The sequence below is a fragment of the Citrobacter sp. Cc139 genome (assembly GCF_030334645.1).
GTDB classification, from domain to species: domain Bacteria; phylum Pseudomonadota; class Gammaproteobacteria; order Enterobacterales; family Enterobacteriaceae; genus Citrobacter; species Citrobacter werkmanii.
The window spans coordinates 211558-224788 of record NZ_JAOWDM010000091.1; the positions used below are offsets into that span (position 1 = coordinate 211558).

At 47.5% G+C, this 13231-nt stretch carries 11 protein-coding genes and 1 tRNA gene; 5 read left to right on the top strand and 7 right to left on the bottom strand.

Annotated elements, in window-relative coordinates:
* Positions 1–130 precede the first annotated feature (130 nt).
* Positions 131–682 (top strand): endonuclease SmrB, encoded by a 552-nt coding sequence (gene smrB, locus OGV69_RS19095; protein ID WP_006683613.1) that lies wholly within the window; start codon positions 131–133, stop codon positions 680–682.
* Positions 683–756: 74 nt separating this feature from the next.
* Here the strand turns inward: smrB and sixA are convergent, their stop codons facing one another.
* The 4 genes from sixA to OGV69_RS19115 form a co-directional block, all read right to left on the bottom strand.
* Entirely contained in the window at positions 757–1242 is a 486-nt protein-coding gene (sixA, locus tag OGV69_RS19100) for a phosphohistidine phosphatase SixA (protein WP_069323372.1), read from the bottom strand.
* Positions 1243–1451: 209 nt separating this feature from the next.
* Positions 1452–3599: a fatty acid oxidation complex subunit alpha FadJ gene (gene fadJ / locus OGV69_RS19105; RefSeq protein WP_069323630.1), complete on the bottom strand. Its 2148-nt coding sequence runs from the start codon at positions 3597–3599 to the stop codon at positions 1452–1454.
* The gene (fadI, locus tag OGV69_RS19110; RefSeq protein ID WP_069323371.1) at positions 3599–4909 is read right to left on the bottom strand and encodes an acetyl-CoA C-acyltransferase FadI; all 1311 of its coding nucleotides are present in this window, start codon (positions 4907–4909) and stop codon (positions 3599–3601) included. Before fadI ends, fadJ begins: the two co-directional genes overlap by 1 nt.
* A gap of 176 nt (positions 4910–5085) precedes the next feature.
* Complete coding sequence (locus OGV69_RS19115) at positions 5086–5370, bottom strand: YfcZ/YiiS family protein (RefSeq protein ID WP_038642389.1); 285 nt, start codon at positions 5368–5370, stop codon at positions 5086–5088.
* A gap of 371 nt (positions 5371–5741) precedes the next feature.
* Between OGV69_RS19115 and fadL the strand changes: the two genes are divergently transcribed.
* Positions 5742–7022 carry a long-chain fatty acid transporter FadL gene (fadL, locus tag OGV69_RS19120; protein WP_038642391.1) on the top strand — a complete coding sequence of 427 codons (1281 nt, stop codon included), beginning with the start codon at positions 5742–5744 and terminating at the stop codon, positions 7020–7022.
* A gap of 63 nt (positions 7023–7085) precedes the next feature.
* On the opposite strand, the gene mlaA is transcribed toward fadL, so the two are convergent.
* Complete coding sequence (gene mlaA / locus OGV69_RS19125; RefSeq protein WP_038642393.1) at positions 7086–7841, bottom strand: phospholipid-binding lipoprotein MlaA; 756 nt, start codon at positions 7839–7841, stop codon at positions 7086–7088.
* A 297-nt stretch (positions 7842–8138) separates the two neighbouring features.
* Here mlaA and OGV69_RS19130 point away from each other — a divergent pair, with 297 nt between their 5' ends.
* The 3 genes from OGV69_RS19130 (at position 8139) to OGV69_RS19140 (ending at position 10548) form a co-directional block, all read left to right on the top strand.
* The gene (locus tag OGV69_RS19130; protein WP_110498802.1) at positions 8139–9071 is read left to right on the top strand and encodes a formate/nitrite transporter family protein; all 933 of its coding nucleotides are present in this window, start codon (positions 8139–8141) and stop codon (positions 9069–9071) included.
* A 75-nt stretch (positions 9072–9146) separates the two neighbouring features.
* Positions 9147–9221 (top strand) — tRNA-Arg (locus OGV69_RS19135).
* Positions 9222–9381: 160 nt separating this feature from the next.
* The gene (locus OGV69_RS19140) at positions 9382–10548 is read left to right on the top strand and encodes a tyrosine-type recombinase/integrase (RefSeq protein WP_069323629.1); all 1167 of its coding nucleotides are present in this window, start codon (positions 9382–9384) and stop codon (positions 10546–10548) included.
* Here the strand turns inward: OGV69_RS19140 and OGV69_RS19145 are convergent, their stop codons facing one another.
* A complete protein-coding gene (locus OGV69_RS19145) occupies positions 10549–12417 on the bottom strand; it encodes an ATP-dependent nuclease (RefSeq protein ID WP_069323369.1) in 1869 nt (622 codons plus the stop codon).
* A 634-nt stretch (positions 12418–13051) separates the two neighbouring features.
* Positions 13052–13231 (bottom strand): Ogr/Delta-like zinc finger protein (locus tag OGV69_RS19150; RefSeq protein ID WP_286469234.1); only part of this gene is annotated, 180 nt, incomplete at its 5' end.

The window sequence follows — 13231 nt, forward strand, 5'->3', positions numbered from 1 at the left end:
GCTAGTTTGCCACGAAGACGGCGATAAATCAGCATCCACACCGGGCCTGAACGCGAAAATTGCGTTTTAAGCGATCGGATGCCCGTCGAGTCGGGTTAAACTAACGGAAAATAAAAGATGAGACTCTCGAATGAAAAAGAAAACATCGCTCAGCGAGGAGGATCAGACGCTGTTTCGCCAGCTGATGACCGGCACGCGTAAAATTAAGCAAGACACTATTGTTCACCGACCGCTACGTAAAAAAATCACCGAGGTCCCGGTTAAAAGGCTGTTGCAGGAACAGGCTGATGCCAGCCACTATTTTTCTGACGAATTTCAGCCGTTGCTGAACACAGACGGCCCGGTAAGATATCTACGTGCCGACGTCAGCCATTTCGAACTCAAAAAAATGCGCCGTGGCGACTACTCCCCGGAGCTGTTTCTTGATTTGCATGGACTGACCCAGCAACAGGCCAAACAGGAATTAGGCGCGCTGATCGCCGCCTGTCGTCGTGAGCATGTGTTTTGCGCCTGCGTTATGCATGGCCACGGAAAGCATATTCTTAAACAGCAAACGCCTCTCTGGCTGGCACAGCATCCGCACGTGATGGCCTTTCATCAGGCACCGAAAGAGTATGGTGGCGACGCCGCACTGCTGGTGCTGATTGAAGTGGAAGAGTGGCTGCCGCCAGAACTTCCCTGATGCAGAAAAACAGAAAGAGCCGCGTTTGCGGCTCTTTTATTTTCCGGATGGCGGTTGTGCCTTATTCGGCCTACTTATATCGCTTTCGCCATTTTGAGATTACACGGGCTCATTTGCCAGTTGAAAACCCCTTTTCCGCTTTCATCAAGCGTAACGCTGGCAATCGCTGACGTGGTAAACATCGGCGGAGTTTCGCCTGGGCAAAGCTCAGACACCAGGTACCCCACTAAAGGTAAGTGAGAAATCACCAGCGCCGTGGTGATACCTTCATTGGCCAGAGCCTGTAAATAGGCGCTGACCAGACCAACATCGCCGCAGGGAGTCAGCTCCGGCAAAACATCCACGCCGCCTGGCAGGTTCATGCATTCCCCCACCACATCCAGCGTTTGTTCGGCTCGCAGGAACGGGCTCACCAGAACACGTTCGATATCCACTTTTTGACCTTTCAGCCAGTTCGCCATCAGGCGAGATTCGTCACAACCACAAGAGGTTAAAGGACGAACCGAATCACTGGCGGCATCGAGGGCCGCGTCGCCGTGACGCATGATAAAAACTTGCATATTGCACCGCTTTTGTTAACCAGAATCACCAACACCAGTTAATCACGTCCCCTATTGACCGTGGTAACGATATGGTGGCCGGCATTGTGCCTTATCCATTCACCGAATGAAACGCTGTTTTTTACCTCAACGGCGTAAGTATAGTCAATCTCTGTTTACATTTTGAGCATGAGCCATACATTCAGTGCGGATTCATCCTACCTTTGACCTCATGAATTCAGGTCAGTTTCCCTACTATTCCAGAATCTTTCACCGCGTTCCGCCATCAGCAATAACTGCTCACACGGCGTAAACCGCGAGCCATATTGTGTTGATAGCCGTTGCAGAACCGCAACTACTTCACCCGCGCCGAGGGAATCCATATAGCGGAACGGGCCGCCGAGGAATGGCGGAAAACCAATACCAAATACAGCGCCGATATCGCCATCACGGGCGCTGCGGACGACCTTCTCGTCGAAACAGCGAGCTGCTTCATTGAGCATTAACATGACACACCGCTCAGCAATTTGCGTGGCGGTGAGTCGAGCCTGGCCCTGAGCGCCAATAAGCGTATAAATTGCAGGGTCGACCTGTTTTTTGCTTTTACGCCCTTTCGCCCCATAAAGATAGAAACCACGACCATTTTTTCTACCTTTGCGATCGTCATTCAAAATTGAAGCAACAACATTTGCAGGCGCGCTAAAACGTTCTCCATACGCCGCTTCAAGCACAGGTATAATTTTAGTGCCCGTATCAATTCCGACCTCATCCAAAAGTTGGATTGGCCCAACCGGAAAACCAAACTTAACCAGCGCGGCGTCAATGGCTTCAACCCGCTCGCCTTCGGTTAACAGGCGTATAGCTTCATTGATGTAAGGCGCTAAAATGCGGTTAACATAAAATCCGGCCTTATCTCTGACGACTATCGGTGTTTTACCCTGTTTTTTCGCCAACTTGACGGTTGTTGTAATAGTTTGCTCAGAGGTCGTTGCATGCGGAATGACCTCAACCAGCGGCATTTTTTCCACCGGGCTAAAAAAGTGCAAACCAATCACTTGTTCAGGTCTGGCAGCCTTAGCCGCAATATCACTAATTGGTAAAGATGAGGTGTTGGAAGCAAAAATAGTGTGAGGTGCGCAATTTTGTTCAACTTCTGCCACCATCTGTTGTTTTAACGCCAGATCTTCGAACACGGCTTCAATAACCAGATCGCGATGCGCAAAACCGCGATAATCGGTAGATCCAGAAATTAACGCCAGCTGTTTATCGCGCTCGCTGGCTTTGATATGACGGCGACGAACTTTCGTTTCAAGCTGATCCCAACTGTACTTCAGCGCGTGGTTGATTCCCTTAGCAGTAATATCCTTGATACGTACTGGCAAGCCACCTTTACAGGCCGTCACATAGGCGATACCTCCGCCCATCAGACCGCCACCCAGAATGCCGACACTGTTTAGCGGACCGGACTTTGCATCACTACCTGGATCCTTTTTCACGTCGGTATTGGCAAAAAAGATGTGCCGCAGCGCCTGAGACTGGGGTGTCATCGCCAATTCCCCAAATGCGCGGGCTTCTGCGTCATAACCGCTACTGCTTCCCTGGGCAAGGCCGGTTTCAATGACCTCAAGGATACGTTCCGTCGCGGGATAATTTCCCTGCGTTTTTTGCGCCGTCTTTTTACTGGCCATACGGAATAGCAGCGCTCGCCCCAGCGGCCCCGCTAATACCCGCTCACGTACGGGCAGACTCCGATGTGAGGAACTGTCTTTTTTAGCCAGTTCAACGGCAGCTTCCAGCAAAATGGACAGCGGCACGACTTCATCCACCAGCCCCACTTTAAGCGCCTGTTTTGCGCGCAATTGTTTCCCTGTGAGGATCATATCCAGCGCAGTACTGACGCCAATAAGGCGTGGCAAGCGTTGCGTGCCGCCGGAGCCGGGCAACAGACCAAGCTGGACTTCCGGCAAACCCAGTACGGTTTTAGCATCATCGGTACAAATACGATTATGGCAGGCCAGCGCCATCTCCAGGCCACCGCCCAGACATGCGCCATGAATCGCGGCGATAACCGGGATCGGCAACGCATGGATTTCCGCCATAATCTGCTGCCCCTGGCGGGCCAGCGTTTCGGCTTCCTGCGCGCTGCGGCAGCTACCAATCATGTTGATATCTGCTCCGGCGATGAAGTTATCGGGTTTCGCTGAAATGAACACCACACCGCGCAGCGCTTTGTTGTCGCGAATTTGTTTCAGGATGGCCCGAACCTGAGAAGCAAACTCCGCTTTCAGGGTATTCATTTTCTCTCCGGGCACATCAATGGTGACAACAGCAATGTTATCCAGACGCACGTTTAGCGTAAAAGCCGATGTCATTTCCATCATTCCGCCTCCAGAACCATTGCCGCACCCAAACCACCTGCCGCACAGGCGGTGACTAAACCAAAGCCGCCGCCACGCCGGCGTAATTCATTGAGGGTTTGCGTGATCATTCGCGCACCGGTAGCAGCGAAAGGATGCCCATAGGCAATAGACCCACCCAGCACGTTAAATTTACTGTCATCAACCTCGCCAGTGGCATGTGCCCTACCCAACACTTCGCGGGCAAAACGTTCGCTGCCCAGCAACTGAAGGTTCGCCAGCGTTTGTGCGGCAAAGGCTTCATGCATATCGATCAAGGTTAAATCCGTCATCGTCAGTCCAGCTCGCTCCAGCGCAAGCGGTGTTGACCACGCCGGTCCCAGCAGCATGTCCTGCCAGACATCAATTGCGGTGAAAGCATAGCTGCGTAAATACCCCAGCGGCACCAGTCCCAGCTCTTTCGCACGCGACTCCGTCATCAATATCACCGCGGCTGCGCCGTCCGTCAGCGGGGTACTGTTCGCCGCAGTGACGGTGCCGTGCTTTCGGTCAAACGCCGGACGCAGTTTGGCGTAATCGGCCAGCGTAGAGTTGCCGCGAATATTGTTATCTTCGGAAAGAGGATCTTTAAACGGTGGCGCGTAGGTGGTCATCACCTCATCGGCGAGCTTTCCTTCAGCCCATGCCTGAGCGGCACGTTGGTGAGAACGATGCGCCAGGGCATCCTGCTGCTCGCGCGTAATGCCATAGGTTTTCGCCATTTGCTCGGCCGTATCCCCCATGCGCAAGCCGGTAGAATACTCAGCGACGGCGGGGGGTACAGGCATCAGGTCACGTAAACGCAGCCGGGAAAACAGTTTCAGGCGTTGCCCTGTTGTGCGGGCTTTATTGACATCCACCAGCACGCGCGCCAGCTTTTTGCTGACGCCAATCGGCAGGACAGACGACGAGTCCGCCCCGCCGGCAATTCCGGCGCGAATTGTCCCCGCCATCAGGCTTTCCGCGACATTCGCTACTGCCTGGAAGCTGGTAGCGCAGGCTCGGCTTACGCTGTAGGCATCCGTGTGCACATTCATACCGGTTCCCAGTACGATTTCACGAGCAATATTGGGGGCTTCAGGCATTTGTACCACCTGACCAAAGACCAGTTGCTCGATCACATCAGCGGGTATTTCGCTACGCGCCAGCAGTTCACCAACAACCATTTTCCCCAAATCTACGGCGGGAATGCCATGAAATGCGGTTGCCTGACGGGCAAATGGCGTACGCAATCCGCTTACAATGGCGATGCGATCGCCCTGGCGGGTAACCAGCGGTAAAGCCTGACTCATAACACTCCCCTGTAAAAAATAAAAATAAGTGGTCTGACCTGATCACAGTCTTAACCAATTTTTTACATTTAGCCAAGCGGAGAGAAAAGAAAGTGGGAGCTAAGACACAGTGAATAATCACTGACTGTTACGAAAATACCCTTGCTACCAGGCAGCAAGGGTATAAAGAGAAGGGATTAACGCAGGCCCAACTGGAAAATCAGCGTTTCAGCTTCACAAGCAAAAACAAAGTCAATATCCAGACGCACACCATCTGATTCTTCGGTAAAGGTAGAGGTGATTTGGCAAGGCTCAGATTCCACGCCACGCGCCTTTTCAGTCAGAGCGGCCAGCGTTTCTTCTGCCTCTGCGCGATTCGCGAACACACGGCTGTATGACGCGGTGCAATCGGAGTTGTCCATGATGGTGCCAACATCCATACAGCAGCAAACCGGGGTTTCATCAGCACTGCATTTACTCATTGTAGATTTCCTCTGTATTCGCACCTGAGGTGCCAGATAAACGATAGGGATATTTTACGCTCCCCTCTTTCGCCTCTCCAGTCGTTAATTGTATGAAATGCGATAAGTGACCGAAATCACACTTAAAAATGATCTAAAACAAAAATCACCCAAACAGGTGAGTGCGCATACCCGCAATTTTGCCAGCTGGATCGCGTTTCCGAGATCAGAATTGAAAATATTTATAAACATACTTGCAACATTTCAGCTGGTCAGACCTATACTCTCGGCACTGGTCTGATTTCTATGTCGTACCTCAGACCCTACACTTCGCGCTCCTGTTACGGTATGTAACATTGTTTGTATAAAAATAAATCTATGAGGTTATGGTCATGAGCCAGAAAACCCTGTTTACAAAGTCTGCTCTCGCAGTCGCAGTGGCAATTATCTCCACACAGGCCTGGTCTGCAGGCTTTCAGTTAAACGAATTTTCTTCCTCTGGCCTTGGCCGGGCATATTCGGGTGAAGGCGCTATTGCAGATGATGCAGGTAACGCCAGTCGTAACCCGGCACTGATTATGATGTTCGATCGCCCCACTTTTTCTGCGGGCGCGGTGTATATCGATCCAGACGTTAATATTTCCGGTAAATCGCCATTCACCGGACGTAGTACCGACGCAGATAACATCGCCCCTACAGCGTGGGTTCCCAACGCTCACTTCGTGATGCCTATCAACGAGCAGTTTGGTTGGGGGGCTTCTGTCACCTCAAACTATGGTCTGGCAACCGAGTTTAATGACAGCTATATCGTCGGTGAGTACGGTGGGAAGACTGATCTTAAAACGGTCAACCTTAACCTGAGCGGTGCCTACCGTCTGAATGACAGCTGGAGCTTTGGTGTTGGTTTTAATGCCGTTTACGCCGATGCAAAAATTGAGCGTTATTCCGGTGAGCAGACCGCCGCACTGCCGAAAGTAAGCCAGAAGATCGCCAGCCTGAAGGGTGACGAATGGGGCTACGGCTGGAACGCCGGTATTTTGTACGAGCTGGATAAAAATAACCGTTACGGCTTGACCTACCGCTCTGAAGTTAAAATCGACTTCGATGGTGATTACAAAAGCGGTATTCGTTCCCAGGCCAATGCGTTACCTGGCGCAGGCACCGCGTTCCCATGGGGCACAACCAATGCCACCGTCCCGGGTTCTTTGACGCTGAACCTGCCGGAAATGTGGGAACTGTCGGGCTATAACCGCATCGCTCCGCAATGGGCTATTCACTACAGCATGGCTTATACCAGTTGGAGCCAGTTCCAGGAGCTGAAAGCAACCGGCACCAACGGCCAGACGCTGTTCTATAAAGAAGAAGGCTTTAAGGATTCTTACCGCATCGCGCTGGGCACGACCTATTATATGGATAAAAGCTGGACCTTCCGTACCGGTATCGCCTATGACGACAGCCCGGTTCCTGCAAGCAAGCGTTCCATCTCCATTCCAGACCAGGACCGCCTGTGGCTGAGCGCGGGTACGACTTACGCATTCAATGATGACGCATCTATTGATGTTGGTGTTTCTTATATGCACGGTCAGAAAGTGACCGTCAAAGAAGGCCCGTATACTTTCGATTCTGAAGGTAAAGCCTGGCTGTTCGGTACCAACTTCAACTACGCATTCTGATTTTCTGCAGACATTAAAAAAGGTGAGCTTTTTTTAGCTCACCTTTTTATTTGCCTCAATTCCTTACTCGGAATCAATATCTTTTAAATCATCCTGAATGGCTTTCGCGTTCGGGTTTTCTTCTGGTTTAAGTTTCCCGCCGTTCGCGATGAAGTCATGACGCTGGAAGTAGGCTTCACGTACCATGATGTAAGGATCGGAAGACTGACGCAGCAGACCGTCGGAATCAAGCAGCTGTGCGCGGGTTTCAATCCCTTCGACTGTCCATTTACCTATCGACAACGGCCAGGTCAGCCAGGACAGTACCGGATACAGCGTATCCACCATATCGCCACCATCATCGCGCAGCGTGAAGCTACCGTAGAACGGAAGCTGCATATACGGTCCGTAACCCACGTCATAGTGGCCTAACGTACTGCCAAAGCGGTGTGGTTCAACGCGCTGTAGCTTCGGATTCGCCATACCCGCCACATCGATAAAGCCGCCCATACCCAACAAGGTGTTCAGGAAGAAACGGGTAAAATGCACCATCCCCTGATAAGGATCGCCTTGCAGGAAATAGTTGACCATGACGGCTGGCTCTTCAAGGTTGCCCGTAAAGTTGCTCAAACCATTACGCGCCGGCTGCGGGACATAATCACGCCAGGCTACTGCTACCGGTCGAACAACATAGGGATCTAACACATTAAAGTTAAAGTTGTACATTGTGCGGTTGAACCCTTCAAATGGATCCGAACGCCCCTGCTGTTCAGTACCGGAGCTCGCACACCCCACCAAAAGTGTGGTTCCCAGCGCAAGCGCCGACAGGCGAAGCTTCATAAGTGTCTCCCTGTGTAATATGGCTATCGCTGATTGCCATCCATGACGGAACGATGACGTATCCGCCTGTTAAGATGTGAGCGATTGTAACAGCACGTCAAACGATGTCTATATACCCGGTCTTACTGATTTGATCATAGCCTGGTTATGCACACTACGCGGCGGTTCTATTTTAGCTAACCCAATAAAAACAAACGTTACCATTTTTGCTATCTCAGACTTTCTCCCGCTGATTTTCGGATAAAAACCGCTACGCTTTAGCAATACGTGCTTATGCAGGATTCGGCTATGAATGATATTGAGAAAGAAAAAATTGATCGGCACAGCGACGAAATCCAGGTCGAAAGTGATGAAAAGTTAGAAGGTAAAAAGATAGAGGTCGATGAGGACAGACTCCCCTCGCGCGCCATGGCGATTCATGAACATATCCGCCAGGATGGGGAGAAAGAGATGGAACGCGATGCGATGGCGCTGCTGTGGTCGGCCATCGCTGCCGGGCTGTCGATGGGCGCTTCGTTACTGGCAAAAGGGATTTTTCACGTGCAATTAGAAAGCGTGCCAGGTGGATTTCTACTCGAGAACCTTGGTTATACCTTCGGGTTTATCATCGTCATCATGGCCCGCCAACAGCTTTTTACCGAAAATACCGTCACTGCCGTACTACCGGTTATGCAAAACCCTACCCTCGGCAATTTTGGTCTGCTAATGCGCCTGTGGGGGGTGGTTTTACTGGGTAATATTATCGGTACCGGCATTGCGGCATGGGCCTTTGAATATATGCCGATTTTTGATGAAGAGACCCGCGACGCCTTTGTCAAAATCGGTATGGACGTGATGAAAAACAGCCCAACAGAGATGTTTTCTAACGCGATTATTTCTGGCTGGCTGATTGCTACAATGGTCTGGATGTTCCCTGCGGCCGGTGCGGCGAAGATTGTGGTCATTATTCTGATGACCTGGTTGATTGCGCTGGGCGATACCACGCATATCGTCGTCGGCTCGGTGGAAATTCTCTATCTGGTCTTTAATGGTACGCTGCACTGGAGTGATTTCTTCTGGCCCTTTGCGTTACCGACACTCGCCGGAAATATCTGCGGCGGTACGTTTATCTTTGCGCTGATGAGCCACGCGCAGATCCGCAATGATATGAGCAACAAACGCAAGGAAGAAGCCAGGCAGCAAGCAAAACGCGAAGAATCAAAACAGAAAAACCAGAAAAAACAGGCTTGAATGGTGACTGTTTGAGCAGTCAGGCGGCTTGAGACTTACCGTTGAGGGTAAAAAACGCTATACTCGTGCCGCTTCGTCCCCTTAGTTAAATGGATATAACGAGCCCCTCCTAAGGGCTAGTTGCAGGTTCGATTCCTGCAGGGGACACCATGAACACTTCTCACAAAGTCCAACACAGTACATAACTCATTGATTTTAGTTCATACCTTTTATTTTATTCGTCCAGTAAAGTGCCATTATTTCTAATGGAATCTATACATTTTTGCGTATAACATTGTGTATAACTGAGTTCGATCTTTTTTCTATACACATGCTGCTATCTGACATCCAAATAAAAAGAGCAAAACCGAAGGACAAACCCTATACGCTTAACGATGGTATGGGGCTATCACTCCTCATCGACACAGCGGGCAGTAAAGGCTGGCGTTTCCGCTATCGCTTTGCAGGTAAGCCTAAGATGATTTCCTTCGGCGTATATGGCGATGTGTCATTGGCACAGGCACGTGCTAAACGTGATGAAGCGCGTTCGATGTTAGCCAAAGGGATCAACCCAAGTGAAGCCAGAAAAGCAAATAAGATTGCTTTGCAGTTCGCGCATGAGAACAGCTTTGAGTCTGTGGCCAGAGAATGGCACTCATCGAAAAAAACCACCTGGTCAGAGGGGTATGCAAAAGAGGTTCTCAACTGCATGGAAAAGGATATTTTTCCTTTTATCGGTCAGCGCCCAATTGAGCAGATTGAACCACTAGAGCTGCTAACCGTCCTGCAAAAAATAGAGAAAAGAGGTGCGCTAGAGCAAACCAGCAAGATCCGCCGCCGTTGTGGTGAGGTGCTTCGTTATGCTGTTGCCACTGGAAGAGCAAAGTATAATTTTGCACCCGATTTAGCTATCGCACTCAACAAACCTAAAACTCAACACTTCCCGTTCCTGACTGAAAGCGAGTTGCCCGAGTTCGTCAATGCTCTGGATAACTATCAGGGCAGTTTAGTCACCAAATACGCCACGCAGCTGTTGATGCTAACAGGCGTGCGAACAATTGAACTACGTGCAGCGGAATGGACTGAGTTTGATTTAGATAATGCCTTATGGGAGATCCCCAAAGAACGGATGAAGAAACGCCGCCCCCATCTGGTTCCGTTATCTACTCAGGCGATCAGCATCCTGAAAAAGCTGCAAGAAATAACTGGGAATTACAGCCTCGTTTTTCCTGGACGAAACGACGTTAGAAAACCAATGAGCGAAGCCAGTATCAACAAAGTGATAAAACTACTGGGCTATCATGGTCGGTTAACGGGTCACGGCTTCAGGCATACCATGAGTACTATTTTGCATGAACATGGTTTTGAAAGCGCATGGATTGAAATGCAACTTGCGCATGTTGATAAGAACTCCATTCGAGGGACTTACAACCATGCGCAATATATTAAGCAGCGCCAGATTATGATCCAATACTACTCTGATATTGTCTATTCATGATCAAAATGGCTCTACAACTTTGTCTTCCAAATATTGCTGATCATAGACAACATCATTTTCTATCGCACCGACAATTTTTTTAAGTTGGTTGACGATTGATAAGGAATCATCATTAATATCTAATGTCTTCGCATATTCAAAGGCGGATAACGGCTTGCCCTTTTTGGAATCGTGTGAATAATTATGTGCATGCTCAAAATTCCTTATTGAAACATACCTATTGATTTCGCAGCCATTCCTTGCACTCGCAATTTGCATTGCATCCCATATTTTTTCATTCATTGTCCATGCACTATTAGATGTTTTTTCGCCATCATTATTATATTTAACAACTCCTTTCTCATACAAGTAACGTTCATCAGAATCATGAATGATATGTTGTTTTATCTTAAAATTGCTCAATACATTAATAAAGAAAGGAATGTTATTTTTTGATCCAGTATTAACTACAAATATTTCTTTTTCTGGGAAATGCTCTAATAGTAACTGCCTCGTTATAATTGCTTCAGTATCACCCTCGACTAAAATAACCTCATCAGAAAAGAAACTCTCACAAAGATGAGGATTAAAGCGGTTAAGCATCTGAACTCTATCTTTTGTCTCAACATCTTTAACGAATAAGTCCTCATCAGTTTGATATATCTCAGTCTTCCCATCATCACCTTTAATAAACCTTGCTAAAGATGTATGTGGTTTACTGAGATCAATCAATTGAGGATCGTGTGAAACGCAGATTACTTGATAATTATCCCCATTAGCAAGTTTATATAGAGTCTCTCTGAATTTTCTTTTATTGCTTGGATGCAAATAAAGCTCAGGCTCTTCAAAAAGAATAATATGTTTTTTCCCATCCTCCGTATTTTTAAAAATCCCTAAAAGGGTAACTAGTGCCTGTCTAATTAGTGCATGTCCTTGTAGATCAAAAGACCTGTAACCATCATTTCCCCTTGTTTCAATTTCCGCTATCTGCTCTTTGATCAATGAAACCTGTTCAACAGCTACTTTTACCTGTTCTTCCGTAAGAGCAGTCTGTTCTTGTTCTTGCTCCTGCTCCTGCTCCTGCTCCTGCTCCTGCTCCTGCTCCTGCTCCTGCTCCTGCTCCTGCTCTTGAATTAAACGAGGTCCAATAGTAACGCTAAAATCTTTTTCGAAAATCTTAGCGATATCTGATTCTTTATAGGGTAGTGATGCAATCCTCATTTCCAAGGAAGGAAATGTTTCGCAAAAATATTTATTTGCCGCATTGCTCATTTCACCTAAAAAATTCGCACTTTCTATTTTACCTTGTAACCGTTTTACTGCCTTAGCTGCTTCTTCATATTCTTCATTATAAGATGTTTTTATTTTTGCCAATAGATTACTTTTTATCTGTTTATCTAACCAATCAGTTAATTCTTTAATGTTAGGGATGGCCTCTATAAAAATAATTACCGGAGTAGCATTAGTCAGTATTTGCTCCAAACCTCCAAAACCATTATCCACAAAACCATTAACCTCTTCGCTAGGGTTAAAGGTTTCTTTTTTCGCCACCTGATCCCTTTTTATCCAAGTTTTCCTAAACCTAATTTCATTAGTCTTGACACTAACCCATTTATCAAGACCTTTATCTGCAAAATTTTGGGTATCTGAATCTTCTTTGATGTATACTGCTTCAATTACAATGTTATTGCCCTCATCGTAATCAAGAAAATCTGTAATTAATGCCTTTTGAGTTGGGGCTGCAAAATATTTATACGCATGCAACATACTCGACTTCCCAATATTATTTTTACCGAACAAAAAAACAATATTGTTATTATCAAACTGCAAAACATTACTCTCACCATTTATAGCACGAAAATTTTTTACTTTTAGCGATTTGAGTCTCATGAAAATTCCCTATTATGAAAAACAAAAGAGGAATTATCTTAAAAAGAATGAGGCATTAATTCAACTTAAAAAGCTAGTATCTAAACCTGGCTTTACATACACTGTTTTAATTATCAGTAAAAATTAATGATATCCATCACAATTTATCAATTTTTGTACCTAATCAATCACAATGCTGCATGCTCATAAAATGAACATCACTAACAAAATAGCAATCAAGAGGACTTAACAGAAGTCCAAAGTATTGCACTTTTCAGCAAAAAATTATCAAAATGACCAAAATCGCACTACACCGCACCCGCCTGCGGTTTTCATATCACTAAAATTTTTCAGTTGTGATTTTTTACAAACGATACCACCAGCCCGCGCCCGTTCTGGGGATGCTCTGCGAGACAGGAACTGAAAAGAATGAAAAGAAATTCAGCTTTTTTCAGTTTTACTGTCCGTCGCATTTGTGGCCTGAATACATAACACTATGATATTAAATGGATAATTTATTTTAGGTGTGTAATTTTATGGAGGTTCGTGAAACACGAAAAATATAACAATATGAAAAATAATAATTTTATGTCCGCATAAACTGAAATCCTGTGTTCAGGTTCCGGGAACGGATCGGCCATTCCCGACGCATACTTTACCCATTCTTTTGCGCAGCCAGCAGCAACTTTAAAGCCTTTTCCCGCTCCTCGGGTGGAATGGCATCAATTAGCTCTTTAACCCTCCCCTGCCCATTCAGCGCGCTTGGACTAACGGAATGGGAGAAAGCAACATTCATCACAAACGAGTGACCGCACTCCACATTAGAGCAATAGCA

Bases quoted from the DNA above. Each gene is read 5' to 3' on its own strand.
- smrB (WP_006683613.1), top strand. From the start codon at position 131: ATGAAAAAGAAAACATCGCTCAGCGAGGAGGATCAGACGCTGTTTCGC.
- sixA (WP_069323372.1), bottom strand. From the start codon at position 1,242: ATGCAAGTTTTTATCATGCGTCACGGCGACGCGGCCCTCGATGCCGCC.
- fadJ (WP_069323630.1), bottom strand. From the start codon at position 3,599: ATGGAAATGACATCGGCTTTTACGCTAAACGTGCGTCTGGATAACATT.
- fadI (WP_069323371.1), bottom strand. From the start codon at position 4,909: ATGAGTCAGGCTTTACCGCTGGTTACCCGCCAGGGCGATCGCATCGCC.
- OGV69_RS19115 (WP_038642389.1), bottom strand. From the start codon at position 5,370: ATGAGTAAATGCAGTGCTGATGAAACCCCGGTTTGCTGCTGTATGGAT.
- fadL (WP_038642391.1), top strand. From the start codon at position 5,742: ATGAGCCAGAAAACCCTGTTTACAAAGTCTGCTCTCGCAGTCGCAGTG.
- mlaA (WP_038642393.1), bottom strand. From the start codon at position 7,841: ATGAAGCTTCGCCTGTCGGCGCTTGCGCTGGGAACCACACTTTTGGTG.
- OGV69_RS19140 (WP_069323629.1), top strand. From the start codon at position 9,382: ATGCTGCTATCTGACATCCAAATAAAAAGAGCAAAACCGAAGGACAAA.
- OGV69_RS19145 (WP_069323369.1), bottom strand. From the start codon at position 12,417: ATGAGACTCAAATCGCTAAAAGTAAAAAATTTTCGTGCTATAAATGGT.